Source organism: Roseovarius sp. B-10, from assembly GCF_056859295.1.
In genome coordinates this window covers 25,882-52,315 of sequence record NZ_JBSXOE010000018.1, presented here as the reverse complement: position 1 = coordinate 52,315, position 26,434 = coordinate 25,882, and the positions used below count along the sequence as shown (strand labels likewise).

Annotated in this window: 26 protein-coding genes and 1 pseudogene; 17 read left to right on the top strand and 10 right to left on the bottom strand. The window is 62.5% G+C overall.

Translation table 11 applies throughout. The features are described 5' to 3' along the window. Positions 1–42: 42 nt before the first annotated feature. Together groL and AC13D8_RS02645 are read left to right on the top strand one after the other, a co-directional pair. Positions 43–1,689 (top strand): chaperonin GroEL, encoded by a 1,647-nt coding sequence (groL, locus tag AC13D8_RS02650; protein ID WP_482967503.1) that lies wholly within the window; start codon positions 43–45, stop codon positions 1,687–1,689. Positions 1,690–1,800: 111 nt separating this feature from the next. Beyond that, a complete protein-coding gene (locus tag AC13D8_RS02645; protein WP_482967502.1) occupies positions 1,801–1,935 on the top strand; it encodes a hypothetical protein in 135 nt (44 codons plus the stop codon). Positions 1,936–2,014: 79 nt separating this feature from the next. Here AC13D8_RS02645 and tnpA read toward each other — a convergent pair whose 3' ends face one another. Continuing rightward, positions 2,015–2,428 (bottom strand): IS66-like element accessory protein TnpA, encoded by a 414-nt coding sequence (gene tnpA, locus AC13D8_RS02640; RefSeq protein WP_482967501.1) that lies wholly within the window; start codon positions 2,426–2,428, stop codon positions 2,015–2,017. 153 nt (positions 2,429–2,581) lie between these two features. Here tnpA and AC13D8_RS02635 point away from each other — a divergent pair, with 153 nt between their 5' ends. Both AC13D8_RS02635 and AC13D8_RS02630 read left to right on the top strand, forming a co-directional pair. After that, entirely contained in the window at positions 2,582–3,421 is an 840-nt protein-coding gene (locus tag AC13D8_RS02635) for a DUF6544 family protein (protein WP_482967500.1), read from the top strand. Continuing rightward, positions 3,418–4,380 (top strand): M23 family metallopeptidase, encoded by a 963-nt coding sequence (locus AC13D8_RS02630; protein WP_482967499.1) that lies wholly within the window; start codon positions 3,418–3,420, stop codon positions 4,378–4,380. The genes AC13D8_RS02635 and AC13D8_RS02630 overlap by 4 nt, the downstream gene beginning before the upstream one ends. A gap of 218 nt (positions 4,381–4,598) precedes the next feature. Here AC13D8_RS02630 and AC13D8_RS02625 read toward each other — a convergent pair whose 3' ends face one another. The 4 genes from AC13D8_RS02625 to AC13D8_RS02610 form a co-directional block, all read right to left on the bottom strand. Then, a complete protein-coding gene (locus tag AC13D8_RS02625; RefSeq protein ID WP_482967498.1) occupies positions 4,599–5,591 on the bottom strand; it encodes a medium chain dehydrogenase/reductase family protein in 993 nt (330 codons plus the stop codon). A gap of 84 nt (positions 5,592–5,675) precedes the next feature. After that, positions 5,676–6,677, bottom strand: coding sequence for a CPBP family intramembrane glutamic endopeptidase (locus AC13D8_RS02620; RefSeq protein WP_482967497.1), 1,002 nt, complete (start codon positions 6,675–6,677; stop codon positions 5,676–5,678). Positions 6,678–6,998: 321 nt separating this feature from the next. After that, entirely contained in the window at positions 6,999–7,418 is a 420-nt protein-coding gene (locus AC13D8_RS02615; protein ID WP_482967515.1) for a DUF2177 family protein, read from the bottom strand. Between the two features lie 215 nt (positions 7,419–7,633). Further along, a complete protein-coding gene (locus AC13D8_RS02610; protein ID WP_482967496.1) occupies positions 7,634–8,731 on the bottom strand; it encodes a pirin family protein in 1,098 nt (365 codons plus the stop codon). Between AC13D8_RS02610 and AC13D8_RS02605 the strand changes: the two genes are divergently transcribed. Further along, a complete protein-coding gene (locus AC13D8_RS02605; RefSeq protein ID WP_482967495.1) occupies positions 8,688–9,587 on the top strand; it encodes a LysR family transcriptional regulator in 900 nt (299 codons plus the stop codon). The two genes, AC13D8_RS02610 and AC13D8_RS02605, sit on opposite strands and share 44 nt — an antisense overlap. 207 nt (positions 9,588–9,794) lie before the next feature. After that, a complete protein-coding gene (ycaC, locus tag AC13D8_RS02600) occupies positions 9,795–10,415 on the top strand; it encodes an isochorismate family cysteine hydrolase YcaC (protein WP_482967494.1) in 621 nt (206 codons plus the stop codon). Positions 10,416–10,766: 351 nt separating this feature from the next. On the opposite strand, the pseudogene AC13D8_RS02595 reads toward ycaC, so the two are convergent. After that, positions 10,767–10,913, bottom strand: a pseudogene (locus tag AC13D8_RS02595) (transposase); the annotation flags it as partial. Between the two features lie 138 nt (positions 10,914–11,051). Between AC13D8_RS02595 and AC13D8_RS02590 the strand changes: the two are divergent. Continuing rightward, complete coding sequence (locus AC13D8_RS02590) at positions 11,052–12,368, top strand: hypothetical protein (RefSeq protein WP_482967493.1); 1,317 nt, start codon at positions 11,052–11,054, stop codon at positions 12,366–12,368. 772 nt (positions 12,369–13,140) lie between these two features. Here AC13D8_RS02590 and parE read toward each other — a convergent pair. Next, on the bottom strand, positions 13,141–15,096 hold the full coding sequence (gene parE / locus AC13D8_RS02585; RefSeq protein WP_482967492.1) for a DNA topoisomerase IV subunit B: 1,956 nt from the start codon (positions 15,094–15,096) through the stop codon (positions 13,141–13,143). Here parE and AC13D8_RS02580 point away from each other — a divergent pair. From AC13D8_RS02580 to proX, 5 genes are all read left to right on the top strand, one after another. Next, positions 15,095–15,394 (top strand): hypothetical protein, encoded by a 300-nt coding sequence (locus tag AC13D8_RS02580; RefSeq protein ID WP_482967491.1) that lies wholly within the window; start codon positions 15,095–15,097, stop codon positions 15,392–15,394. The genes parE and AC13D8_RS02580 overlap by 2 nt on opposite strands. An 83-nt stretch (positions 15,395–15,477) precedes the next feature. Further along, positions 15,478–15,963 carry a flavodoxin family protein gene (locus tag AC13D8_RS02575; protein ID WP_482967490.1) on the top strand — a complete coding sequence of 162 codons (486 nt, stop codon included), beginning with the start codon at positions 15,478–15,480 and terminating at the stop codon, positions 15,961–15,963. A gap of 170 nt (positions 15,964–16,133) precedes the next feature. Beyond that, on the top strand, positions 16,134–17,381 hold the full coding sequence (locus AC13D8_RS02570) for a quaternary amine ABC transporter ATP-binding protein (protein WP_482967489.1): 1,248 nt from the start codon (positions 16,134–16,136) through the stop codon (positions 17,379–17,381). 14 nt (positions 17,382–17,395) lie between these two features. After that, the gene (locus AC13D8_RS02565) at positions 17,396–18,313 is read left to right on the top strand and encodes an ABC transporter permease (RefSeq protein WP_129434651.1); all 918 of its coding nucleotides are present in this window, start codon (positions 17,396–17,398) and stop codon (positions 18,311–18,313) included. Between the two features lie 132 nt (positions 18,314–18,445). Continuing rightward, entirely contained in the window at positions 18,446–19,501 is a 1,056-nt protein-coding gene (gene proX, locus AC13D8_RS02560; protein ID WP_482967488.1) for a glycine betaine/L-proline ABC transporter substrate-binding protein ProX, read from the top strand. A 206-nt stretch (positions 19,502–19,707) separates the two neighbouring features. Here proX and pgeF read toward each other — a convergent pair whose 3' ends face one another. Genes pgeF through lgt form a run of 3 tightly spaced genes read right to left on the bottom strand, consistent with a single transcriptional unit; the run spans position 19,708 to position 22,420 of the window. Further along, positions 19,708–20,463 carry a peptidoglycan editing factor PgeF gene (gene pgeF, locus AC13D8_RS02555; protein ID WP_482967487.1) on the bottom strand — a complete coding sequence of 252 codons (756 nt, stop codon included), beginning with the start codon at positions 20,461–20,463 and terminating at the stop codon, positions 19,708–19,710. Beyond that, positions 20,460–21,524 carry a class I SAM-dependent methyltransferase gene (locus tag AC13D8_RS02550; RefSeq protein ID WP_482967486.1) on the bottom strand — a complete coding sequence of 355 codons (1,065 nt, stop codon included), beginning with the start codon at positions 21,522–21,524 and terminating at the stop codon, positions 20,460–20,462. The genes pgeF and AC13D8_RS02550 overlap by 4 nt, the downstream gene beginning before the upstream one ends. After that, on the bottom strand, positions 21,521–22,420 hold the full coding sequence (lgt, locus tag AC13D8_RS02545; RefSeq protein WP_482967485.1) for a prolipoprotein diacylglyceryl transferase: 900 nt from the start codon (positions 22,418–22,420) through the stop codon (positions 21,521–21,523). The genes AC13D8_RS02550 and lgt overlap by 4 nt, the downstream gene beginning before the upstream one ends. Before the next feature lie 98 nt (positions 22,421–22,518). Here lgt and AC13D8_RS02540 point away from each other — a divergent pair, with 98 nt between their 5' ends. The 5 genes from AC13D8_RS02540 (at position 22,519) to AC13D8_RS02520 (ending at position 26,417) form a co-directional block, all read left to right on the top strand. Then, positions 22,519–22,764, top strand: a complete 246-nt coding sequence (locus AC13D8_RS02540) for an accessory factor UbiK family protein (protein ID WP_104017978.1) — start codon at positions 22,519–22,521, stop codon at positions 22,762–22,764. 281 nt (positions 22,765–23,045) lie between these two features. After that, positions 23,046–23,429 (top strand): succinate dehydrogenase, cytochrome b556 subunit, encoded by a 384-nt coding sequence (sdhC, locus tag AC13D8_RS02535; RefSeq protein ID WP_129434641.1) that lies wholly within the window; start codon positions 23,046–23,048, stop codon positions 23,427–23,429. 10 nt (positions 23,430–23,439) lie between these two features. Further along, a complete protein-coding gene (gene sdhD, locus AC13D8_RS02530) occupies positions 23,440–23,811 on the top strand; it encodes a succinate dehydrogenase, hydrophobic membrane anchor protein (RefSeq protein ID WP_129434639.1) in 372 nt (123 codons plus the stop codon). 12 nt (positions 23,812–23,823) lie between these two features. After that, positions 23,824–25,626: a succinate dehydrogenase flavoprotein subunit gene (sdhA, locus tag AC13D8_RS02525; RefSeq protein ID WP_129434637.1), complete on the top strand. Its 1,803-nt coding sequence runs from the start codon at positions 23,824–23,826 to the stop codon at positions 25,624–25,626. A gap of 11 nt (positions 25,627–25,637) precedes the next feature. Beyond that, positions 25,638–26,417, top strand: a complete 780-nt coding sequence (locus AC13D8_RS02520; RefSeq protein WP_129434635.1) for a succinate dehydrogenase iron-sulfur subunit — start codon at positions 25,638–25,640, stop codon at positions 26,415–26,417. The last annotated feature ends 17 nt before the right edge of the window (positions 26,418–26,434 follow it).

Below are 26,434 nucleotides of genomic sequence, written 5' to 3'. Positions count from 1 at the left end.
GCCCGACGCCTACGCCGAACCCCCATTTCAGGAGCAACCGAAATGTCTTCCAAGGATGTCAGATTCAGCACCGACGCACGCAACCGCATGCTGAAAGGTGTGGATACACTCGCCAAAGCGGTCCGGATCACCCTCGGCCCCAAGGGACGCAATGTCATTCTCGACCGGCCTTACGGCGCGCCGCGCATCACCAAGGACGGAGTGACCGTCGCCCGCGAAATCGAACTTTCCGACCACTTCGAGAACATGGGCGCGCAGATGGTGAAAGAAGTCGCCAGCCGCACCAATGACGAAGCCGGTGACGGGACCACGACCGCCACGGTTCTGGCGCATGCGCTCGTCAAGGAAGGCATGAAGGCAGTTGCCGCCGGCATGAACCCGATGGATCTCAAGCGTGGCATCGACAAGGCCGTCGATGCCGTCGTCGCCGAGATCCGCGCGATGTCACGCCCCGTGGGCGACAGTGACGAGATCGCCAAGGTCGGCTCCATCTCTGCCAATGGCGAGACCGCGATCGGTCGGCAGATCGCCGATGCGATGGCAAGGGTCGGCAACGAGGGCGTCATCACCGTCGAGGAGGCCAAGGGCCTCGAGACCGAGACCGAGGTGGTCGAAGGCATGCAGTTCGACCGTGGCTATCTCAGCCCCTATTTCATCACTAACGTGCAGAAGATGAGTGTGGAACTCGAGGATTGCGTCGTCCTGCTGCACGAAAGGAAGCTGTCATCGCTGCAACAGATGGTGCCCCTGCTCGAGGCGGTTATTCAGGCCGACAAGCCGCTTCTGATCATTGCCGAGGACATCGAGGGCGAAGCGCTGGCCACCTTGGTGGTCAACAAGCTGCGCGGCGGCCTGAAGGTCGCGGCAGTCAAGGCCCCGGGTTTCGGCGATCGCCGCAAGGCGATGCTTGAGGACCTGGCCATCCTGACGGGCGGACAGGTGATCTCCCCCGATCTCGGCATCAAGCTGGAGACGGTCACCATGGACATGCTCGGGTCTGCGCGAAAAGTGACGATCACCAAGGATGACACAACTGTCATCGATGGTGCGGGCGACAAGGATGCGATCGCGTCGAGTGTCACCCAGATACGCGCCCAGATCGAAGACACGACCTCGGACTACGACAAGGAGAAGCTGCAGGAACGGCTTGCAAAGCTGTCCGGCGGCATCGCCGTGATAAAGGTCGGGGGTGCCACGGAGACCGAGGTAAAAGAGCGCAAGGACCGGGTCGATGATGCGCTGAACGCCACCCGTGCGGCGGTTCAGGAGGGTATCGTGCCGGGTGGCGGCGTGGCCCTTGTGCAAGGCGGCAAGGTCCTGGCCGATCTCAAGGGCGCGAATGCCGACGAGACTGTCGGCATCAGGATCGTCGCTCGCGCGGTCCAGGCACCGCTGCGCCAGATCGCCGAGAATGCCGGTGTCGACGGATCGGTCGTTGTCGGCAAGGTCTCTGAGAACACGAGCCCCGGCTTCGGCTTCGACGCGCAGACGGAAACCTACGGCGACATGCTGAAGGCCGGTATCATCGATCCGAGCAAAGTCGTGCGCGTCGCGTTGGGAAACGCAGCCTCGATTGCGGGACTGCTGATCACGACCGAAGCGATGATCGCCGAGAAAGCGCAACAATCCATAGCAGGCCGCTACATGTCCGACATGGAAGACATGGGCAGCATGGGTGGTATGATGTAGACGAATGACCCGCCGGTCCGGAAGGTCGGCATTCGCGCCGTCAACCGGGTCAACCGAAGAGCTGCAAGTTGATCGAAATGACTGAAAACCATCCATCCAAGGAGATACGAAATGTCAAAGGGCGACAAGCAACGCGGCAACCGGGAAGCCAAGAAACCGAAGAAGGCCAAGGAAAAGGTCCTGGCAACAGCGGATTTCATCAAGGGCAAGGCACCGCTCAATATCGGTGAGACCAAAAAGAAGTAGCCGTTTCAACGATTCAAGGCGTTCGGTGATCCGCCCACCCCGCCCGCGATCCACACGCGCACCCCCACCGGGAAGGCAATCATCGGCCCTCCATCACCGGAATGAGCCGCACCAATTCCTCCGGGTCCACCGACGAAGGGACAAGAAGCCGCCGCCCATTCCTCAGCACGTTCTCGAGCCGGGCGTCACGGGGGGTGTGCGGCGCTATCGGCGCCGCCGCAGGCATGAGCGTGGACGCCTTCGGCGGGAGCGTCAGCGGGATGAACGTCGGCGATGTCTCGTCACCAAGTTCACCGCTCCGATATTGCCGCGGCCATATGGTCGGCAGGGAGTGCGACACGCCATGCCGCCGAGCCGTCGCTGTCACCTGGCGATGCCCCAGGAAGCTCTCCTTAACGGTCCGGATCTTGTCCGCATCGCTCCAGGGCCGCCGGTGCGGCACGTCCGCGGCAGGCAGAACTTCGATCTCGGGTCTGAACGTATGGTCGGCCATAAGGTCGGACTTATCACCGACGCCGAAATCCCGTCAGACGGCCTCCGCCGGAGGGATACCCTAATGCGGTCACCCTTACTGAATTGATCTGTGTCATCGCATTAGGGCTACCCAGACCGCTAGGGAGACGCGATCCTACCAGAGGATGGACGAATGAAAATCCTCTTCGCGATCCTGCTAGTCCTCGTGCTCGTCCTCTTGGCGCTCATGGTTCTCGTTTTTCTCGATAGGCGCGCCGACCGCGCGGAGTGGCATCGGCTCACAGCACTCCAGCCGGAGGCCCCAAGCGTCTTTGCCGAGAAAATGGTGGCAGACCTCCCCGAACCTGCGCGCCGCTACTTCTCCTATGTTATACAACCGGGCGCTCCGCTGTATTCTGTGACGGTCATCGAGATGACGGGACATTTCAGCCTTGGTTCAAAGGACGACCCGCGTTACCAGCCGATTAAAGCGCGTCAGGTTCTCGCGGCACCAGAAGGGTTTGTCTGGTCGATGAAACCGCTGGGCGGCATGCCCATCTCGGGCTCGGACTCCGGCCTCTGGACACGGTTCCGGATATTCGGTCTTGTGCCGGTCGCCCGTGCCGGCGGCGGTCGCGACCACGCCCGCTCCGCGTTCGGGCGCTATGTATCCGAGGCGTTGATCTGGTCTCCCGCCGCCCTCCTGCCGGGCCCGGGCGTGACCTGGACCGCGGTTGATGACGACACTGCTCGCGTCACCGTGCGCCACAAGGACCTGAGCCAGATGGTAGATGTGACCGTGGATGCCGAGGGGAGACCTGAGGTTATTTCTTTCAAGCGTTGGACCAACGCCAACCCCGAAGGGGCCTACCGTTTGCAGCCCTTCGGTGCCGAGATGTCGGACTACCGGGAGGTCGAGGGCTATCGCCTGCCGTTCCATGTGGAGGCCGGAAACATGTTCGGGACGGATGAGTATTTCCCGTTCTTCATTGCCGACGTAACCGATATCCGCTTCCCGGTGGGCCAACCATGACAGCCACCGTCCTCACGTTCCAAGTTCTGCTACCGCTGGCGCTGCTGGCCTGGCTGGCATTCTTGCCCGCAGGCAGCCTTGTCGGCTTCGTGATGCAGGCGGCGGGTATCGGGATATTCCTTTTCGCACTGGCAAAAGTTGGACAATGGGCGGTGACGGTCTGGTGGCTGCCGTTGGTATATGGAGCACTGTGGCTGGTGGCGCTGGTGGCCTGGCCGCTGAAATCGAACCTGGCCGGTTTGCCGCTGCTGCCCTCCGGGCTGTCGGCCTGGCTGTTCTTGGCAATATCGATCCTGCTCTTTGGCATCGGGGGATGGTTTGGCACACGCGCGCTGATGGGGCGCAGTGAGCCGCAGGTGGAGGTCATCGACATCGAAAACCCCTTTGGCCTGGGTCGCTATCTCGTCGGGAACGGCGGGTCCAATGCTGTGGTGAATGCGCATATGAAGACGCTGGATGCCAGCATTGAACGTTTCCGGCGCTGGCGTGGCCAATCCTACGCGGTGGATTTCTTCGGACTGGGGCCTTTCGGCCTGCGCGCGAAGGGGTGGCGGCCGACTGAGCCTTCGGCCTATGCAATCTTCGGTGCTGCCCTGCATGCGCCCTGTGCGGGCGAAGTGGTCGCGGCGGAGGGGGGAATGCCGGATTTCCTGGTGCCGGAGCAAGATCAGGTCAATCGTCTTGGCAATCATGTCATTCTTCGCTGTGACGATGTCGAAATCGTCTTTGCACACTTGCAGAAGGGAAGCGTGAGAGTTTCGTCGGGTGACTCCCTTGCCATTGGGGATCGGCTGGGCGAGATTGGAAACTCCGGTGCCTCGACCGAGCCGCATCTACATATCCATGCGCAACGCCCCGCACCGGCAGGTGCGCCGCCGATCTCCGGAGAGCCGCTCGCGCTTCGAATCGACGGGCGCTTTCTTGTGCGAGGTGACCGGTTGACTGGACATAACTGGTAAGGCAGGCGTGAACCAATAGCACCCTGACCACTGGCCCCATCTGCCGCGCACGGACGATGGGAAGCGTGAGCGACAGTATCGGCGGCTGGCTGGCAGATCGCGGCAGTCTTCAGGCATGCCCTGGTGGCGCTGATTGTTGCCTACGGCGGCAACAGCTCAAGCTGCTTTCCTTTGTCCTGGCCGCTGGGGCGCGCCCATAGCCTTTCAACGGGTCTTGGTCATGGGTCCGACACCCTCAGGATCAGTTTGCCCGCCACCGCTCCAGCTTCGATACGTTTATGCGCATCGCGCACCTGCTCCAAGGGGACTACCTCCGCGACAACGGGGGCTATCCTGCCTTCTGCAAGCATTGAGAAAAGATTTGCGAGATCCTCGCGGAACCATTCGGGGTGTTTCCGCCGCATCGCGCCGATGGAATAGAAGGCGGTGGCGTGACCGTTTGGCAGCCAGTCCCACAGCTTGAGCTTCACGAAATCCAGGGGTATCGACCCGCCGCGCCCCAGCACCTCGTTCTGGAAACCGAAGGCGACAAGCATCCCGCCCGGCTTCAGCGCATGGAGCGAACGCGACAGACTCTCGCCACCGAGAGGGTCGAAGACAGCATCGACACCATCACCCACTGCCTCTTCAAGCACCGCTTCCGGCGCATCCGCCTCGATCGGCGTGGCCCCAAGGCCACGGATCAGGTCGTGCTTTGCTGTGATATCAGTGCCGAGCGCAGTGATCCCCGCATCCCGCGCCAGTTGCAGCATCGCCGTGCCGACCGCTCCGCCCGCCCCGTGGATCAGAAGGCTCTGCCCCCTCTGCATCCTGGCCACACGGTGCAGCATCTGGAAGGGCGTCACTGCGGACAGGATCATGCCTAGGGCGTCGACCTCTGAGACGCCTTCGGGCACGGATGTCAAACTGTCCTCGGGCAGGCAAACATACTCGGAATAGGCGCCGATGGTGGTCAGGTCCGCGACCCGGTCTCCAGGACGAAACCGGGTCGCCTCGGGACCTGTTGCATCCACCACACCGACAAGGTCGTAGCCGGGGGTGAAGGGCGGCTTGTCCTTCACGTCCGGATACAGGCCCTTGCAGATCATCAGGTCGGTAAACGCAGCACTTGTCACCAGGACGCGGATGCGCACATTGGACCCTTCTGGTTCGGGGAGCGCGTCGACGGTCTGGACTTCCAGCTGTTCCGGTCCGCCGAACTCTGTTAGCATAATCCTTTTCCAACTCATTTGATTACCTCCATTTCTTGTCAGTGGCTCCTTGCGAAATCAGCGATCTCGCGGGCGACGTCCGTGTCATGTCCCAGCCAGATATGTCCGCCTTCCGGCCAGATCCTCAGTGTCGCATTCGGTATGCGATCGGCCAGGTGCCGCGCGGTCTCGGCGGTTCGGAAGAGATCGGCTTCGCAGGACATGATCAGGGTCGGCACCGTAATATCCTGGTAGGCAGTCAGGGAGGGTGCCCCAGCCCAGACGCCATCTGTTCGCGACCCGTCCGTCTTGCGGCTGATGGGCAGAAGCCCATCGAGGATCAGGCTTGCGCGCCGCTGTTCCTCCGGTGAGGATCCACGTGTCCCAGGGCTGAGCGTCGGGCCAGAACGGGTTGATCAGTTGCCAGTGGAACAGCATCGGCCATAGCAAGCTGCCACCGGTACGGTTGAAAACTGGTGTCACCAGAACAGCTAGCACCACGTTGCCAAGGAAGAAGGGCAGAAAATTCCAGCCGCCGAAGACCGTTCCTGCAAGGTAGAAGGCGGGAAGATGCCAGAAACCCCAGGTGGCACCGATCAGCAAACCGGCCCAAATCGGTGCCATGTGGCGTTGAAGCAGCGGTTGCAAGACCCCGCGCCATCCGAATTCCTCAATGGGTCCGAGGAACAGCATCATGACCATCACGGCCAGCACCGGCTGCGCGCCTTCTGGCGGCAGCGGTGCCAGGATCGGGCCACCCTTGATCAGCGATCCCGCGACGAATACTAGCGGCAAACCGAGCAGGATGAACGCCGTCCAACCTGCCGTGCTGCGCCAGAGCAGAAGCCGCGCCAGGAAGCGCCGGAGCCCCGTAGTGCCACCATGCCAGAGAACCACGACGAACGCGGCAATCGCAGGTGCCCAAGTCGCAAGGAAGAACAGCGGATGCGCCCCACTGATCTTGCCGAGCCACGCTGCGGCGCGCTCCGGCAGAGCGATGTAGAGCCCGATTACCCCCCACGTGATTAGGAACGTGATCGCAAGGAAAGGGCCTACTGAAAAGGAGGGGATACCCCGAGGCCGCGTGACAGCCGGGTATCCATGCATCGGACCTCTCCCTGTCGAACGAGCGCGTGAAGTTACACGTGGTCGTTAGGCGAATTTCCCGCTGTCTGCGATGATATAGGTCAACCTCGGAAGTCTAAGGGAAACTTGGGCTTCAAGAATTCACCACTTAGCGCCGACTGATAGACCAGTTCTGAGTAACCGCGTGCCTGAAAATCTGGCGTTGCGTTCTGGAGTTTGGGGTAGTCGTGGGTCGACAGAATTGGCTGGCTCTATCCAATCTATTGCCCCATCCCTCTTTCACAGCCGTCTCTTGAACCTTTGTCCGAGCCTAAACCACAGAACACGGCACTGGCTTTCCTTTCAACCGATCGCTCGAACAGTCACGACCCCACCCCAGGTCGCCATCGCAGTCAGTGTCGCTCCCCAGGCCATGTCGAGTGCCACCATCGACGGGTGCCAGTCACGCATCACCGTCCAGCTGGTCAGCTCGTAAGTGCCGTAGGCGACAAAGCCCAGTATGGCGCCGTTGACAAACGCTGTTGCAGGCGTTCCGTCGCGCAGCGCCGGCCAACCCGCGAACCAGACGACGCCCCCCATATAGACGAGGTAGAAAAGTGCGGCCGGGAGAGGACGTATCCCCTCGTGAAGCGTTTCTCCTCTGCTCCCGTTGAGATAGCCTGGTGCGGCAGTTCTTCTACGGGCGTGGATTCCAACGCCGCAGATTGTCTTCCCGTGTGTGGTCAGTTCGCCTTGAAATTGGTCGCAGCAACGTATTCTCATATGCTCGTTAAACTGTTCGCCAGGACTTCGCTTGCCCATCGGGATCCGCCGCGACGCGTCTTCCTAAAAGGCGAGCCATTCCTATCGCAGGTGCGCCAATTTCGTTGCCCAAACGGTGCCTCGCATACGTGATGGCTTTTGCTCTTGGCAAGTTGGCGCACCATGACCTCGCGAAAGGGGGCGGGGATGATCCCCGCCCGAGATATTGATGCCCTCTACAAGCTGCCGAATGCACCCGCACGGAATTCGGCAATGGCGTGACGGATTTCAGCCTCGGTGTTCATCACGAACGGGCCGTAAGCCGCTACGGGTTCGTTGATGGGCTCGCCCGAGAGCAGCAGCACTTTCGCCTCCGTCTCGGCCGCGACCGAAAACGTCCCCTCTCCCTCCAGGCGGGCGACGGCGGGGCCGGTGATTGGCGCGTCGCTGTTGATCGCGACCGCCCCGCTCAGCACTACCACGTTCACATCCTGCCCGTCGGGTGGAGCCAAGTCGGTCCGCTTGCCCGCATGAAGGCGCAGGTCCCAGACCTCCATCGGCGTGAATGTCCGCGCCGGGCCCACATGCCCATCGAAGGTGCCCGCGATCACCCGAAGACGCCCGGCACCCTCGCCCAGATCGACTGCCGGGATTTGCGCATCCGTAACCGCCTGATAGCCCGGCGGGGCCGATTTGTCCCTTGCGGGCAAGTTGACCCAGAGTTGCACCATCTCGAACGGGCCGCCGCGCGCGGTGAAGTCGTGGCTGTGGAACTCCTTGTGCAGGATGCCATCGCCTGCGGTCATCCACTGCACATCCCCTTCGCGGATCACGCCGCCCTTGCCGGTCGAGTCGCCGTGCTCGACCTCGCCCTGATAGACGATGGTGACGGTCTCGAACCCCTTGTGAGGGTGCACATCGACACCCCTCGGCCGTGACGCCGGCTCGAAGTGATGCGGACCGGCATAGTCCAGCATCAGGAACGGATCGTGGCTGTTTTCGCCGCTCATGTGTGAAAACAGCGACCGCACCGGAAAACCGTCTCCGACCCAATGGCCCGACGCGGCCGTGCTGATGGAACTCACATGTCTCATTTCGGATTCTCCCACTCGTGCGGTCTTGCCGCGTTCGAGGGTCAACTGTGCACCGCTCCGGAGCCGATCAATGGTCTTGCCGTTCTGTTTTCGAGAACGCGGGTTTCTTCTGTCTGGCGCTCTCTTGAGATCACGACTTAATCCCGCGCCAAGCTCGCAAATTGCGCCGGACCAATCCTTGCCGTAATCAATTGGAATGCGCTGGACGATCAACGAGATCGAGACCTTTCTCGCGGTCATCGACGCGGGCTCCATCTCGGGGGCCGCGATTCGCGCGGATGTCTCGAAATCCGTGATCAGCAAGCGGATCAGCGACTTCGAGGCGGCGCTCGGCACGGCCCTCTTCACGCGCCACGCCGGTCGCATCACGCCGACTGATGCGGCGCTGACACTTTCCGAAAGCCTGCGTCCGGCGCTGGCGCAACTTGTCAACGCAACCGAGGCCGCGGCATCTGGCGGGACGAACTTGCAGGGCCGGTTGAGCATATCGGCACCAATGAGTTTTGGCATCCATCACCTCGGCCCGATCATTGCCGGTTTCGCGCGCGCCCATCCCAGTCTTGAAATCGTTCTCGACTATGATGACGCCATGGTCGATCTCGCGCGCAAGGGGCACGATGTCGGCATCCGGCTGGGTGAGATGTCGGACAGCACGCTCCTGTCGCGCAAGCTTTGCGAGGACCGGCGCGCCATCGTCGCCAGTCCCGACTACCTCGCGCGTCACGGTCCGTTGACCGAGCCGGGCCATCTGTCGGAGCATGCCACCATCAGCTATCTGAACCGGCGCATCGGCGATATCTGGCGGTTCGATTCGCCTGTCCGGCCTCCCAGGCATTCCCACCTCGTCACCAATAACGGGGAGGCCATGCGCGACATGGTCTGCGCCGGGCTCGGCATCGCGCTCCTGCCGATGTTCATCGTGCACCGCGATATCGACGAGGGCCGTCTGGTCCAGGTTCTGCCGGATCTGCGGCCGCATTCCCTGCCCATTCATGTCGTCTGGCCGCCGGTCAGGCCAATGCCGGGAAAGCTCCGCCTCTTCATCGACCACCTCGTGGAGCATCTTGGCGACACGCCCCCTTGGCTGCGAACCTAGGGCCGGTTTCCGTCCGCTGCCCTTCTCTGCCCGTTCTCGAATCGTGAACCCGACATTCGCGCGGCGCCCGATGGCGGCGAACGGCGCGCCCGGTATGCTGACGGTGTTGCGCCGCGTTCGGCCCGGCCACATCCGGGCAGCCAAGCCGCGCAGCGCCAGAACGCTCCGAGGCCGCGATGCCGGCCGCCAAACCAGAAGGAAACGCGAATGTCATTTACTTACAAGCGCCTGAACAAGGACGACGCAGCGGTCCTGCTCGTCGATCATCAGGCCGGGCTGCTCTCGCTGGTGCGGGATATCGACCCGGACAAGTTCAAGAACAACGTCCTCGCCCTCGCCGACGCGGCCAAATATTTCGGCCTGCCGACCATCCTGACGACGAGTTTCGAGGACGGGCCGAACGGCCCCATCGTGCCCGAGTTGAAAGAGACCTTTCCCGACGCTCCTTTCATCGCGCGTCCCGGGCAGATCAACGCCTGGGACAACGAGGAATTCCTGGCTGCGGTGAGGGCAACGGGCAAGAAGCAACTGATCGTCGCTGGCGTGGTGACGGAGGTCTGCGTGGCCTTCCCGGTGCTCTCCGCCATCGAGGAGGGTTACGAGGTGTTCGTGATCACCGACGCCTCGGGCACGTTCAACCCGATGACCCGGGACGCGGCCTGGGACCGGATGTCGGCAGCGGGCGCTCAGCTCATGACGTGGTTCGGCGCCGCTTGCGAGCTGCACCGCGACTGGCGCAACGATATCGAAGGGCTGGGCGAGCTCTTCTCGAACCACATTCCAGACTACCGGAACCTGTTTTCCAGCTACCTTGTCAGGCGCAGCTGAACGCGATCAAGCTGTGTGGCATCTCTTGAACAATGGCAGTGATCATGGCGATCTGCGCGTGGTCACTCGCCAATCGTTGCGCCAGAGCCTGTCATCGTGAAATCAGGATCGAAAGGTATGTGCACCATTCAGTATCTACGACATTGAGAATCCCAAGCGTGTCAGCCATGCGCCCGTCTCAGTGGCATACGATATGAGCATTTCGGCAGACAGTCTTTGGTCGCATAGTAATGGTGTAGGAGGTTTCGGGAACACGACGTCGGTGGCACCAGTAGGCATCCCCATATCACGATTTCGATTTTCCTAGGTGTACGGGCCTTCATTCGAACCAGTGGCATTCAGGCCCTCACCATCGCGCCAGTCGAACCGATTGCGATTGATGAAGATAATCCCGCTCAGCACACGCCGGTCATCGACGCGCGGCTTGCCGTGGGACTTCGGGAAGTAGGGTTCAAGACGCGCCATCTGCGCGTCGGTCAGCCAGAAGAGATCAGACATGTTCATTCACCGCGCGATTTTCGAACCGTGAATCACGCGACCCAGAGGAAATCAAAGGGTCCTGACCCTAGATGTGTGGGAAGAGGTCTAATACAGTGATATTCAATCGAGACAGCCTATCATTGACACAAACTTTTTATGGGTGATACCCATGAGCATTACATTAATGTTAAAGGACGCGCGAATCCCTCACGTCCTTTTTTCAAAGGCGGAGAAGATTATATGGCGCCGAAAAAAGAACTGCCGCAAGCGGCTTTAGATAACGCTAATCCCAACGCGTCCGGTGTGCCCCTCGGTATTCTAAGAGTCGCGAGCACCTTGAACAATAATGGCCTGGCGTTCATCGAGGCTAACGATCCCAGTTCTTTGGGCGACTACGAAGTTCAGCCAGATCTAAGTGAAGAGCTGAACATACTCCTTAATGAGTTCGGAGTTGACGAAACTGTTGAGAAACTCTCTCAGTTTGCGGATACGGCTGACGCGATCCGGCTGGTTTGGGAACATCTGGACGAAAGCTATGTCTCCGTGGGCCCCAATAATACCGATGTGAACGAAGCGTTCGTCCAACTGGGGCTTGTCTATGTTGATTATCTCGAAAACGGTGGTGATCCGCTGACTTTCGACACGGTGAAGTTCGAGGATGGCGCGCGTGAACAGAACATGCATGACAACCTTCTCGGAAACATAACTGAGGCGGCTCTTAATCAGCGAGATTTGTTCGACGACTATGGATCACAGGTGCCCCAGGAATATCTTGACCGGGCCTATTACTCCGGCAACGCCACGGCCAAAGGCGGCCCGGATCACGATGCCGTGCGCGCTTTCGACTACGATAAGGGATGGGATCGTGAAGACTATATCGACCGCTTCATTGGTGAGGTCGATGATCGCGCGACCAATAACGGTGATGGCGAGGAGATGATATTCGGGGACGGAAATTTCACCGACAACTACACCATCGCACGGCATGAAGGCGCAGGTATCGAGCTGGCGCTTAAAGCCAAGGAGCGCGGTGAAGGTAACTATGACGCGCCCGTAGATAATGGGGACGGCACGTTCACCTACATGGTGGAGACAGGTGAAGACGCGACCGACAGGGCGGAGTGGAACATCGACTGGGCAGCGACTGTGACTGAAGCTGGCGACGACAGCGTGGATGATTTCGAATTCAAGTTCTATGTGGATATTGACCCCACGATAGAAGAGGAATTAGTCGACCTCTCTGGGAGCGGGACACAGTATTACGATGGAACGTTCGGAACTGTATCGGATTGGAACGAAACCGACTTGCAGAACTCATGGAACAACGGCTTCTTCGGTCCAGAGTTTTTTGATCCGGATACCGAAGGTCAGTACGCCGCTAAACTGGAAGCCTATGATGACGGGGAGCTGATCGCAGCGCAGACTATTTATGTCGAAACGATGGGCTTCACTCCGCCAGAAGACATCATTTGATATCTCGCACCAACATCTCGGTGTTGGTAAGATAGAATAAGGTGCGTCGCCTTTTCGCAGGTGACCCGACGATTTCCCTACCGAAATTCCCTGGCTGGCTTCACGCTGGCCGGGGATATCCTTTTTTTGTCCGGGGGCGCAGATCAGTCATTTCAATGGTGGACAAGGAATCTTGGGTTGCCGACTTTCCAGGGCTTCGACTAATCGAAACCAAGTTACCCTTGTCGTCCCCTCCAGCCATTCGCCACTCCCTGTATATACGGTTTCTATACCCTCACTCCCCTCGCACCCGCAGGAGACATTCTCTACCGTCGGCGGCTCCCCCACCTTGGTCCATTGAGAGGGAACCCCACCTGCCTTCAGCCCGAGGGTTGTCGAAACGAGGCCCCACCAGAGGCCCATCACTCCGTTCTGCCTCCTCACTGTGGTTCGGAGCTAAAATGCCCCCGCGGGGTGGCTCGGATGATCCTGTGCGCGGCTCGGCGGGGTCCCATTCCTCGCGGCAATCTCAGAGGTGGTCGGGGGCCGTCCTATAGCTCTGCCAGTCATCTAGCTCTTGCGACGGTGCGTCCTCGAATTTCTTGAAGATTATAGCGGTCGGAGTTTGTGCCTTGCCTTCTCGATGTGCGCCGCTGGGCCCTTCTGGAAACCATCGGGCCGGTTGGGCGCACAACGGATCACCCAGCAACCCTTGTCGGTCCAAATCGACCACGAGTATTGGCTTCATCAGATGTGTGTAACCGGGGCGTTCGCCGAGCATCACTTCGCCCTTTCAAACGTCCAACTCCTCCACAAACCGCGCATTCTCCGAGATATACTGGAACCGCAGTTCCGGCTTCTTCCCCATCAGACGCTCCACGAGGTCGCTGGTCTGGCCCGGTTCGTCCTCGTCTATTGTGACGCGGATGAGCTTGCGGGTGGCCGGGTCCATCGTCGTTTCCTTCAAATCCTTGGCGTCCATCTCGCCCAGACCCTTGAAGCGCGAGACGTCGATCTTGCCCTTGCCGCCGAGACCCTTTTCCAGCCAGGCATCGCGCTCGGCCTCGTCGAGGCAGTAGACCCGTTTCGCCCCCTGCGTCAGCCGGTAGAGCGGCGGGCAGGCAAGGTAGAGATGCCCCGCGTCGATCATCGGACGCATCTGGGTGAAGAAGAAGGTCATGAGAAGCGAGGCGATATGCGCACCATCCACGTCGGCGTCGGTCATGATGATGATCTTGTCATAGCGCAGGTCGTCGAGGTTGAATTTCGTACCGAGCCCAGCGCCGAGCGCCTGCGTCAGGTCGTTGATCTCCTGATTGCTGCCGAGTTTCGAGCTTGCTGCGCCCAGCACGTTCAATATCTTTCCCCTGAGCGGCAGGAGCGCCTGTGTCTTGCGGTCGCGCCCCATCTTGGCCGAGCCGCCCGCGCTGTCGCCCTCGACAATAAACAGTTCCGTGCCGTCGCGTGCATTCGATGTGCAATCCACGAGCTTGCCAGGCAGGCGCAGCTTCTTGGTCGCCGTCTTGCGTGCGGTCTCCTTCTCCTGTCGCCGCCGCAGCCGTTCCTCGGCGCGCAGCACGAGGAAATCGAGGATCGCGCCCGCGGATTTCGTATCGGCCGCCAACCAGTTGTCGAAGTGGTCGCGCACCGCGCCCTCGATCATGCGCTGCGCGTCGACCGTGGCCAGCCGGTCCTTGGTCTGGCCGACGAATTCCGGCTCGCGGATGAAGCACGAGACCAGCGCGCAGCCCCCCGAGACCAGGTCCTCGCGGGTGATCTGCGCGGCCTTGCGGTTGTTCGCGAGTTCCCCGTAGGCCTTGATCCCCTTGAGGATCGCGGCCCAGAACCCGGCCTCGTGGGTGCCGCCCTCGGGCGTGGGGACGGTGTTGCAATAGGACTGGATGAAGCCGTCGCGCGCCGGCGTCCAGTTGATTGCCCATTCCACCTTGCCTGGCACGCCATACTTGTCGGCGAACTCCACCGTTCCGGCAAACGGGCGCTCGGCATAGGTGGTGGCGCCGGCCAACGTCTCGCCAAGGTAATCGGCGAGTCCGCCGGGGAATTTGAACGTCGCCTCCTGCGGAGTCTCGCCATCGGCGATGGCGGTCTTCCAGCGGATTTCCACGCCGGAGAAGAGATACGCCTTTGAGCGTGCCATCTTGAAGAGCCGGGCGGGCTTCAGGCTGAGCGAGCCGAAAATCTCGGGATCGGGGTGAAAGGTGACCGAAGTGCCGCGCCGGTTGGGCGCTGCGCCCACCTTTTCCAGCGGTGCCTGCGGCAGCCCGCGCGAAAACTCCATGCGGTAAAGCTCGCGGTTGCGGGCGACTTCGACGCTGAGGTGATCCGACAGCGCATTGACCACCGAGGAGCCGACGCCATGCAGCCCCCCCGAGGTCTGGTAGCTGTCACCCGAAAACTTGCCGCCCGCGTTGAGCGTGCAGAAGATGATTTCCAGCGCGGTCTTGCTCGGATCCTTGGGGTGGGGGTCAATCGGGATGCCGCGCCCGTTGTCGCGCACGCTGACATGGCCGTTCTCGTGCAGTTCCACCTCGATCCAGGTGGCGTGCCCCGCCACCGCCTCGTCCATCGAGTTGTCGACGATCTCGGCCACCATGTGATGCAGCGCGCGATCATCCTTGCCGCCGATATACATGCCCGGGCGCAGGCGGACATGCTCCATGTCCTCCAGAACCTGGATGGAAGAGGCGTCATAATCGGATTTCGGGGTGGGCGAGAGAAGATCGTTCATGCCGCTGCTCTTTGTTTTATGGGTTGGGCGGCAGTATGGCAGAGCGCGCGGGGCGGGGGAAGTGGCCGTGGATGGTGCCACAAGGAACCTGCCCGTGGTTCACCACGGGCCGTTGGCGCAATGCTTCGCCGCGGTTTTCCGCGACAAGCCCGTCAGCGGCGTGCTCAACACGTGGTCCGAACTCAACACCCGCCATTCGCATTTCCGCGAGCGCGTCAAGGATGTGAAGCGCGGCGCAAGGGCCAACTCACCTGCACCCTGCACATGGATGACGGCGATACCGACGCGGCGGGCGTAGCGGTATCGGCCAGGCCATCGCGCGGCTCCTGAGCAAGCCAATGCCGTGTGGTCAACAGCCTGCATCGCCGTTACGTTTCTGCCATGGCACAGCTTCTCATTGTCTATCACTCGCGCACCGGCGGCAGCCAGCAGATGGCAGAGGCGGCCTTTGATGCCGCCCGTGACGAGACGGAGACATCGCTCAAACCAGCCGATCAGGCCGGGCCGGATGACCTTCTGGCTGCCGATGGCTATCTGTTCTGCGCCCCGGAAAACCTGGCTGCTCTCTCCGGCGTGATGAAGGACTTCTTCGATCGCTGCTATTACCCGGTTCTGGGCCGGATCGAGGGGCGTGCCTATGCCCAGATGGTCTGCGCCGGGTCGGACGGCGAAAACGCCGCCCGCCAGACGGCCCGCATCGCGCAGGGCTGGCGGCTTCGCCCGGTTCAGGATCCGTTGATCATCTGCACGCACGCCCAGACCCCCGAGGCAATCCTTGCGCCCAAGACCATCCCGGAGAACGAGCTCACGCAATGCCGTGATATCGGTCAGGCGCTGGCCGCCGGTCTGGCAATGGGGATGTTTTGAGCTGGAAAGGCATTGACTGAAGACGCTGACCGCCCCTGGAAATCATCCCTGCTGTTTCTCGACAAAATGGGATCAGGCAGGGGGCGGTTGAATCGGCGCGTCCTTGAAACCATGTAACTGTCAGATGTGAGCCAACTCTGAATAACAGCGTCTTTGACAGAGGAGGAATTTTGACCATCAAAATCGTTGCTGAAAACCTGTCGAAGGTCTTTGGAGACGATCCCGGTCAAGCGCTCGACCTGGTCCAGGACGGCAAGACGAAAGACGAGATTCTTGCCAAGACCGGCCAGACCATTGGTGTTCAATCCGTCAGTTTCTCCGTGGAGGAGGGAGAGGTCTTCGTCGTCATGGGTTTGTCCGGCTCGGGCAAATCCACGCTGGTAAGGATGCTTAACAAACTCATCGACTCCAGCGACGGCACGATCCGCATCGACGACACCGATCTGCACAACGCAGATGCCCAGACGCTCCGCAAGGTGAGGCTGGAGAAGGTGTCGATGGTGTTCCAGCACTTTGCCCTTTTCCCCCACAAGACCGTCCGGGAAAACGTGGAATACGGCCTCAAGATCGCTGGCGTGCCCGCCCGGGAACGTCGCGACAGGGCGCTCGCCGCCCTCGACAAAGTCGGGCTCTCGGCCTGGGCGGATCGACGCCCTTCGGCGCTTTCGGGCGGCATGCAGCAGCGCGTGGGGCTGGCGCGCGGCCTGGCCGTCGATCCGGAGATCCTGCTCATGGACGAGCCTTTTTCCGCGCTCGATCCGCTCATCCGCCGCGACATGCAGAACGAACTGCTCGAATTGCAGCGCGAGTTGAAGAAGACCATTGTCTTCATCACCCACGACCTCGACGAGGCGCTGACCCTCGGTGACCGCATCGCCATCATGAAGGAAGGTCGCTTCGTGCAGGTGGGCACTGCGGAAGAGATTGTCGGCAATCCCGCTGACGACTATGTGGCGGCCTTCACACAGGATATTGACCGGGCAAAGGTCTTTTCCGCGCGACGCGTGATGGAAACGCCCGAACCGCTGGAGATCGGTTCGCATGACCTTGCCACCGCGCGTCGCCGTCTCGACGAGCTGAGGCGCGACAGCCTGCCGGTTCTGGAGGGCGAGACGCTCGCAGGTGCGGTCACCCGTCAAGGCATCGCGGAGGCGGAACAGCGCGGCGAGACAGCGCTCGAAAACGCGCTGCACCGCAACGTACCAACCGCGGAACCGGATACAAGGCTGAATACGCTTTATGCCGCCTGTAGTTCCGGCATGCCGGTTGCCATCACCGATACCGATGGCAACCTCGTCGGCGTGGTGCGGCCAGAGGCTGTGTTCAATCTTCTTGCGAATGAAACAACCGGGTCGCAGGGCGGAGATGCGCCCGCGGAGGAGACCTCCGCGCAAGACGCGCCCGCGCTTTCGGCCTGACCGGAGGCAAACACATGTGGCAACCATCCGATCTATTCAATCTCCCGCTGGATGCCTGGGTCGAAACCGCCATCAAGGGCTGGCTGGTTCCCAATTTCCGTGGGTTCTTCCAGGCAGTGCAGGCGCCTATTAGCTTCGTGCTCGAGTGGCTGGACGCAACGTTGCAGGCGATCCCGATGGTGGCATTCACCATCGCGCTGGCGCTAGTGGCATGGGCGGTCGCGAGCCGCGGCCTCGCGGTGTTCACCCTTGTCAGCCTCGTGGTGGTCGATCTCATCGGCGTCTGGACACAGACGATGACAACGCTGGCGATGATCCTCACCGCCGTGCTTTTCTGCGCCATCGTCGGCGTGCCGCTCGGCATTGCCGCCGCGCGCAGCGACCGGTTCGAGAAGGGCCTGCGCCCCGTGCTCGACATCATGCAGACGATTCCACCCTTCGTGTATCTGGTGCCGATCGTGATGCTGTTCGGGGTCGGGATGACGCCCGGCATCATCGCCACCATCATCTTTGCCCTGCCGCCGATCATCCGCCTGACCAATCTCGGCATCCGCTCGGTGCCCGAAGACCTGATCGAGGCGGCATACTCGTTCGGCTCCTCGCCACGGCAGGTGCTGTGGGAGGTGCAGTTGCCACTGGCGTTGCGCACGATCATGGCCGGACTCAACCAGACGCTGATGCTGGCACTTTCGATGGCGGTGATCGCGGCGCTCATCGGCGCCGGCGGTCTTGGTCTGACCGTCTACACCGGGCTGGGCCGGCTCGACGTTGGTGCCGCGACCGAAGGCGGGCTGGGCATCGTGCTGCTGGCCATGATCCTCGACCGGATCACGCAGGCGCTCGGATCCGAGAATACGACAAGAACACCGGGATTGCTGGAGACGCTGAAATCGTTCTTCAGCAAGAGGGCACCGGCAACCTCACCCACGTGAGCAAATCGGCGTGCCCTAAGTAAAAAACCGTCTCACGACCACACGCTGCCGGACTGGTCGCGAGACGTGCCAGCCGGGGCGCCGGACACAGGGCCTCGGACGGCCAATACCGAGAGAAGGAGGACTTTCATCATGTTTGACAAGAAGGCGATCCTGAAAACCACAACTGGCGCGGCGCTGACCGCGATGATGGCGCTGCCGCACACCGCCATGGCCGCAAGCCATGAGATGCCCGGCGAGGGCACCACCATCGACATGGCGCGCGCAAGCTGGGACACCGGCTGGTGGCAGGCCGAGGTCTACAGCCAGATGCTCCAGGAGCTGGGATACGAGGTTTCTCGCATCACCACGCTGGACAATCCGCCGTTTTACCAGACCGTCGCGCAGAGCGGCGATGTGGACCTGTGGGTGAACGGCTGGTTCCCGCTGCACAATTCCTATGAGGACGCGTTCAGCGGCGGTGCCGAAAAAGTGGGGTACGTCGCCAAGGGCGGCGCGCTTCAGGGCTATCTGATCGACAAGAAGACGGCTGAAGAGCACGACATCACGTATGTCTCGGACCTGACCAAGGACGAGGTTCAACAGCTCTTCGACGCCAATGGCGACGGCAAGGCCGACCTCGTCGCATGCCCGCCGGGCTGGGGCTGCGAAAAGGTGATTTCGCACCATTTCGAGGCTTACGACTGGGACGATGACTTCAACGCGATCAAGGCGGGCTACTCTGCCTCGATGGCCGATGCACTGGGCCGTTACCAAAACGATCAACCGATTTTCTTCTACACCTGGACGCCGAACTGGACCGTGGGTGAACTGACGCCGGGCAAAGACGTCGTCTGGCTGCAGATGAAGGAAACCAAGCTGCCCGAAAGCCAGGCCAATCTCGCCGACGAGACGACCGTGGCCAAACTCGAAGGCTGCCGGGGCGAAGCGCCCTGTGATCTCGGCTGGCCGGCAAACGACATCCGGCCCGTGGCCAACTCCGAGTTTCTCGACAACAACCCGGCCGCCGAGACGCTGCTGAAGGAAGCGCGTATTCCGATCGAGGACATCTTCGAGCAGAACGCGAAGATGAACAAAGGCGCCGACAGCCCGGAAGACCTCGAACAGCAGGCTTCGGCTTGGATCGAGGAAAACCGCGACAAGGTCGATGGTTGGCTGAAAGCCGCACGCCAAGCCGCGCAGATGTAAGCCGTTCGCGCCAGTGACGTAAGTCACACGCCAAGCGCGGCACGCAATCCCCCCTGCCCGTGCGCCACCAAAGGCGCGCGGGCAGGGTTCGAATCGATGTGGTCGGCTATGCGTCGGACCGTTTCACCGCGTTGCCGCGCAAAAACGGGGCGTCCGCACACGGAGCAGTAATGTGCCGGTCGTGTTCGCGAAAAGCGTCCGGGCGCTCACAGTCGAATCGCCGAAATGAGCCGCCCGTAATCCGCCTCGCCGGCATGGGTGGCGCGGCGGTAGGAATAGAAGCGCTGCGGGTCGGCATAGGTGCAATGGCGGGTCCATTCCGCGTGGGCCACCCCGGCGCGGCGCAGGCGCCACAGCCCGTATCCCGGCAGGTCGAAGAGATAGCGGTCGCCCTCGCCATTGGCGAAGAAGCGCGCGCTCTCGGGATCGTCGGCCATGAAATCCTCGAGCAGTTCCGGGCCGACCTCGTAATTGTGCTGGCTGATCGATGGGCCGATGACCGCGGCGATGCGGCCCCGCTCCGCGCCCAGCGCCTCCATCGCGTCGAGCGTCGCCTCCAGCACGCCGTCGCGCGCCCCCCGCCAGCCCGCATGGGCGGCCCCGATCACGCCTGCCTCGGCGTCGGCGAACAGCACGGGCTGGCAATCGGCGGTCAGGACGGCAAGCGCGAGGCCGGGGGTGGCGGTGACGATGGCATCGGCGCGCGGGCGCAGGCCGAGCGGGGCAGCGACGCTCACAACGTCGGCGGAATGCACTTGGTGAACGGTCACGAGATGGTCCTGCGGGACCTGCATGGCGTCGGCCACGCGGGTGCGGTTGATGGTGACGATCTCGCTTTGGTCCGACGAGCCGGGGCCACAGTTGAGGCCCGAGAATATCCCCGAGGACGCCCCGCCCCGCCGGGTGAAGAACCCGTGATGCAGGGGGGCGAGTGCGTCGGCGGTGATGATCTCCAGTGTCATGGGTCCAGTCCGGGTGGCGGCGCCGCGCCGGGCGGCATGAGGCCCAGCACCTTGAAGAGCGTCCCCATTTCATCCGCGCCGGTCAAGCGGCGAAATGCGGCCATGTGGCTGTCGAGCGCCCCGCCCGAAAGCCCCTGCGCCAGCGCCTCGGCCCGCGCGCCGATGCCGAGGCGCGCGAGGAACGTGCCCTGCGGGCAGAGGCGAGAGTACGCGGCGGGGGTGGCGGCAAGCGCCAGTGCCTCGAAATCCACATGCGCGGTAAGATCGGCCATGCCGGGGGCGGCGAGAGGATCGGTGTGCGCATGGCCCGCCACCGCCTGAAACGTGTCGCCCAGCGCATGCCAGTCGCCGTAATCCACGATCAGCGCCGCGCCGCCCCTGTCCGCGATCCGCGTGCCGATCTCCGCGGCGATGACGGTGCCGGGCGCGCAGGTCTCGACGATATCGCCCTCGGACGTGTCCCCGAGGCGATGATCGAGTTCCGGGCGCGGAGCCTCGGGCCCGAGGCCGAGCGAAAGGCCGTCTCCCTCCAGCCCGACCACCCTCTCGCGCCAGCCGGTGCCGGACCGCTGAAACTGCCGGATCGGCAGGGCGTCGAAGAATTCGTTGGCGACGAGGTAGAGGGGCATGTCCGGCAGATCCTCAACCCTGTCGCACCAGGCCACATCGCCACGTCCGAGAGTCGCCGCCTGCGCCGTGCGCAGGGTCGGCGAGGTCTCGACAAGGTGCAGGCGCAGCGCGTTGTGAAAGCCGGGCACGGCCCGGGTGGCGCGCAGCAGGTCGGCCATCAGCGTGCCGCGACCGGGGCCAAGCTCTGCCAGCACGAAGGGCGCTGGCGCGCCCTGATCCAGCCAGCATTGCGCGAGGCAGAGACCCACCAACTCGCCGAACATCTGGCTGATTTCCGGCGCGGTGACGAAATCCCCGCTCGCACCGAACGGATCGCGACTGGCGTAATAGCCGTGCTCGGGATGCATCAGGCAGGCGGCCATGTAATCGCCGAGGCTCATCGGCCCGGTGGCCGCGATCTGCGTGGCAAGCTGCGCGGCAAGCGGCGTCATGTTGGTCGTGCCCGCCCGCGACGCCGCGCCCAAAGCACCATGCCGATGCCGAAGGCGATCATCGGAAGCGACAGCGCCTGCCCCATCGTCAGCCCATAGCCATCCACATGAAAGGCCAGCCCCAGCGGATTGCCGGGCGAGACAAATTGCGCGTCCGGCTGGCGCACGAACTCGACGAGAAAGCGCGCGGCCCCGTAGCCCGCAAAGAACACGCCCGTGAGCGTGCCGGGCAGGCGCAGCGCACCCCGGCGCCAACCCAACCACAGCAGCACCGCCCCGAGGATCAGCCCCTCGAGCGCCGCCTCGTAAAGTTGCGAGGGGTGGCGCGCACAAAGCCCCACGACGCCCGCGCAATCCTGCGCCGCCGCACCGGGGAAGATCACGCCCCAGGGCAGGTCGGTGGCCCGCCCCCACAACTCGGCATTGATGAAATTCGCGATCCGGCCCAGCAGGAGGCCCACCGGTGTCACCATGCACAGCGCATCCGCCACCGACACCCAGTTGATACCACGCGACCGTGAGAACAGCACCACCGCGAGAACGACACCCAAAAGCCCGCCGTGAAACGCCATGCCCCCCTGCCAGACCTGCAATATCTGGGCAGGATTCGCGAGGTAATACCCCGGCTGATAGAACAGCACGTATCCAAGCCGCCCGCCCAGGATCACGCCCAGGATCACCCAGGTGAGCAGGTCCTCCACATCCTTTGACTCCATCGGCGCGCGGTCACCGGGCCACAGCGCCGGTCGGCGCGTCGATGCCACCACGATCCGCCAGCCGATGACGATGCCCACGATATAGGCCAGCGCATACCAGCGCAGTGCAAATTCCATGCCGAAGAGCGTGATCGACACGATCTCGGGGCTGATCTCGGGGAATGGTATCGCGGCCTGCATATGCGTCTCTGTGCCTCTCGCACGCGGGGAAAGTCAACCTTGTGATCGGGGGTATGGGAGCCATATACACGGGGGAGAGAAAACGCCGGAGGCAAGCGATGCAGACGCGAAACAAGGTGCTCGACGATCTGAGCCAGTTGATGACCAACGCGATGGGCGTGGCGCAAGGCGCGCGGACCGAGGCCGAGACGGCGATGAAGTCGCTGATCGACCGGTGGCTGGCCGAGCGCGACTTCGTCACCCGCGAGGAATTCGACGCGGTGCGCGCGATGGCACAGAAGGCACGCGAGGAGAATGAGGCGCTCAAGGCGCGCATCGAGGCGCTGGAAAAGCGCGACGCTTAACAACGGCGCCTTTGTGATCACAAACACGCGCCGCTTGCGACGTTGCCCGTGGGCGATACGGCGATTCCAATGGCTTGCCCAGGCAATGAGTCGCTGCGCGATGCACGGGCCATTGTGATCACACGGGATTTTACGTGATCACAAACAGCTATTTTTTGCGGCGAATCGACCGTATCGGGCTAATTCCTCTTTGTAACAGGTGACAGCGGCGGCAAAACCCTGCAAAACGGGAACAGCCAGAGCAGGCCCCGTGCCGCCGCCGAACATCAAGGAGGTCCCCCATGGCCGAGTCCACAGAGGTTGAACGCCCGCTTTCCCCTCACTTGCAAATCTACCGTCCACAAATGACCTCGATCAGTTCGATCCTCACGCGGATCACCGGCAACGCACTGATCGTGGCGGCGGCGCTGATCGTCTGGTGGCTCCTCGCCGCCGCAACCTCCGAGAGTTATTTCGCCACCGCCGACGCGGTACTGACCTCGTGGTTCGGTGACCTTGTGCTGACGCTGTCGCTCTGGGCGGTGTGGTATCACTACCTTGCCGGGCTGCGGCATCTCTATTTCGACGCGGGCAAGGGGCTCGAGATCGAAACGGCGGAGCGCCTCGGCTGGGCCTGCGTCATCGGCTCGGTCGTGCTCACCGTCATCACGTTGCTTCTGGTCTGAGGAGGGAAACATGCGCTATCTCACCGCACGCAAACGCGCCGAAGGCAAGGGCGCGTCCGGCACCGGAACCGAACATTTCTGGTACATGAAGATGAGCGGCGTGGGCCTCGCGCTCATCATCCCCGTCTTCCTCGTCGCGTTCGGGCGTGCCGTAGGCGGCACCCGCGAGGAGGTGCTCGCCACCTTCGCGCACCCCGCGATGGCCCTCCTGACCGGCCTCGTGATCTTCTTCGGGCTGCGCCATTTCGCGGGCGGGGCACAGACCATGATCGAGGATTACACCCACGGCAGCACCCGCCGCGCGCTAATCATCTTTACCACCATCCTGAGTTACGGGCTGATCGCCACCGGGCTCTTCGCCCTTGCCAAGATCGCGCTGTGAGGAACTGACATTATGGCCGCATACGAATACGAGACGCATGATTACGACGTGGTAGTTGTGGGCGCCGGCGGCGCCGGGCTGCGTGCCACACTCGGCATGGCCGAACAGGGGCTGCGCACCGCCTGCGTGACCAAGGTCTTTCCAACCCGCTCGCACACCGTGGCCGCACAAGGTGGCATCGCCGCGAGCCTGGGCAACATGGGTCCGGATAGCTGGCAGTGGCACATGTACGACACCGTCAAGGGATCGGACTGGCTGGGCGATACCGACGCGATGGAATATCTCGCGCGCGAGGCCCCCAAGGCGGTCTATGAGCTGGAGCATTACGGCGTGCCGTTTTCCCGCACCGAGGAGGGCAAGATCTATCAGCGTCCCTTCGGCGGCCACACCACCGAGTTCGGTGAGGGCCCCCCGGTGCAACGCACCTGCGCCGCCGCCGACCGGACCGGGCACGCGATCCTGCACACGCTCTACGGTCAGAGCCTCAAGGAAAAGGCCGAGTTCTACATCGAGTATTTCGCCATCGACCTGATCATGACCGATGGCGCCTGCACCGGCGTGGTGTGCTGGAAGCTCGATGACGGCACGATCCACGTCTTCAACGCCAAGACGGTCGTGCTGGCCACCGGCGGTTATGGCCGCGCCTATTTCTCGGCCACCTCTGCCCATACCTGCACCGGCGACGGCAACGGCATGGTGGCGCGCGCGGGTCTGCCGCTTCAGGATATGGAATTCGTGCAGTTCCACCCGACCGGCATTTTCGGCGCGGGCTGCCTGATCACCGAGGGCGCACGCGGTGAGGGCGGATACCTCACCAATTCCGAGGGCGAGCGGTTCATGGAACGCTATGCGCCCAACTACAAGGATCTGGCCCCGCGCGACTATGTCAGCCGCTGTATGACGATGGAAATCCGCGAGGGGCGCGGTGTCGGGTCGGGAGGCGATCACATCCACCTCAACCTCAGCCATCTGCCGCCCGAGGCACTGCACCTGCGCCTGCCCGGTATTTCCGAGAGCGCGCGCATCTTTGCCGGCGTGGACGTCACCAAGGAGCCGATCCCGGTGCTGCCCACCGTGCACTACAACATGGGCGGCATCCCAGCGAATTACTGGGGCGAGGTGATCAACCCGACCAAGGACGACCCGCATGCCGTGGTCCCCGGCCTGATGGCCGTGGGCGAGGCCGCCTGCGCAAGCGTGCATGGCGCGAACCGCCTGGGCTCCAACTCTCTGATTGACCTCGTGGTGTTCGGTCGCGCCGCCGCCATCCGCGCGGGCAAGGTGGTGGACGCCGAAAGCGCCGTGCCGGCGACCAACAAGGCCGAGGTCGACCGCGCGCTCGACCGTTTCGACAAACTGCGCCATGCCGACGGCGCGGTGCCGACCGCCGATCTGCGGCTGGAGATGCAGCGCACCATGCAGGCCGACGCCGCCGTCTTCCGCACCTCCGAGACGCTGGCCGCTGGGGTTGAGAAGATGAAGGGCGTGGCCGCCAAGGTGGCCGATCTCAAGGTCACCGACCGCAGCCTTGTCTGGAACTCGGACCTGATGGAGACGCTGGAGCTGACCAACCTGATGCCCTGCGCGCTCTCCACGATCTTCGGCGCCGAGGCCCGGCACGAGAGCCGTGGCGCCCACGCGCATGAGGATCACCCAAAGCGCGACGACAAGAAATGGCGCGTGCACACGATCGCGCGGATCGGCGAGACGGATGTGGACCTCAGCTATCGCCCGATCATCGAGGATCCGATCACCCCCGAGGACGCCGGCGGCATCAGCCTCAAGAAGATCGCGCCCAAAGAGCGCACGTTCTAAGGAGACGGATCATGGTTCAATTCACCCTGCCCAAGAATTCCAAGATCACCACCGGCAAGACGTGGCCCAAGCCCGAGGGCGCGAGCAATGCACGCAAGTTCACGATCTACCGCTGGAACCCCGATGACGGGCAGAACCCGCGGGTGGACACCTATTTCGTCGATCTCGACGATTGCGGGCCGATGGTTCTGGATGCACTCATCTACATCAAGAACAAGATCGACCCGACGCTGACCTTTCGCCGCTCCTGCCGCGAGGGGATTTGTGGGTCGTGCGCGATGAATATCGACGGGATCAACACGCTGGCCTGCATCTACGGCATGGACGAGATCAAGGGCGACGTGAAGATCTATCCCCTACCGCATATGCCGGTGGTCAAGGATCTGATCCCCGACCTCACGCATTTCTACGCTCAGCACGAGAGCATCATGCCGTGGCTGGAGACCAAGACCAATCGGCCCGCGAAGGAGTGGAAGCAGTCGATTGAAGATCGCGAAAAGCTCGACGGGCTATACGAATGCGTGATGTGCGCCTGCTGCTCGACCTCCTGCCCGTCCTACTGGTGGAATGGCGACAAGTATCTTGGACCCGCCGCGCTGCTGCACGCTTATCGCTGGATCATCGACAGCCGCGACGAGGCCACCGGCGAGCGGCTGGATGACCTGGAAGACCCGTTCAAGCTCTACCGCTGCCACACGATCATGAACTGCACCAAGACCTGCCCCAAGGGCCTCAACCCCGCCAAGGCGATTGCAGAGATCAAGAAGATGATGGTCGACCGGCACGTGTGAATGGAGCCCGGCAGGCG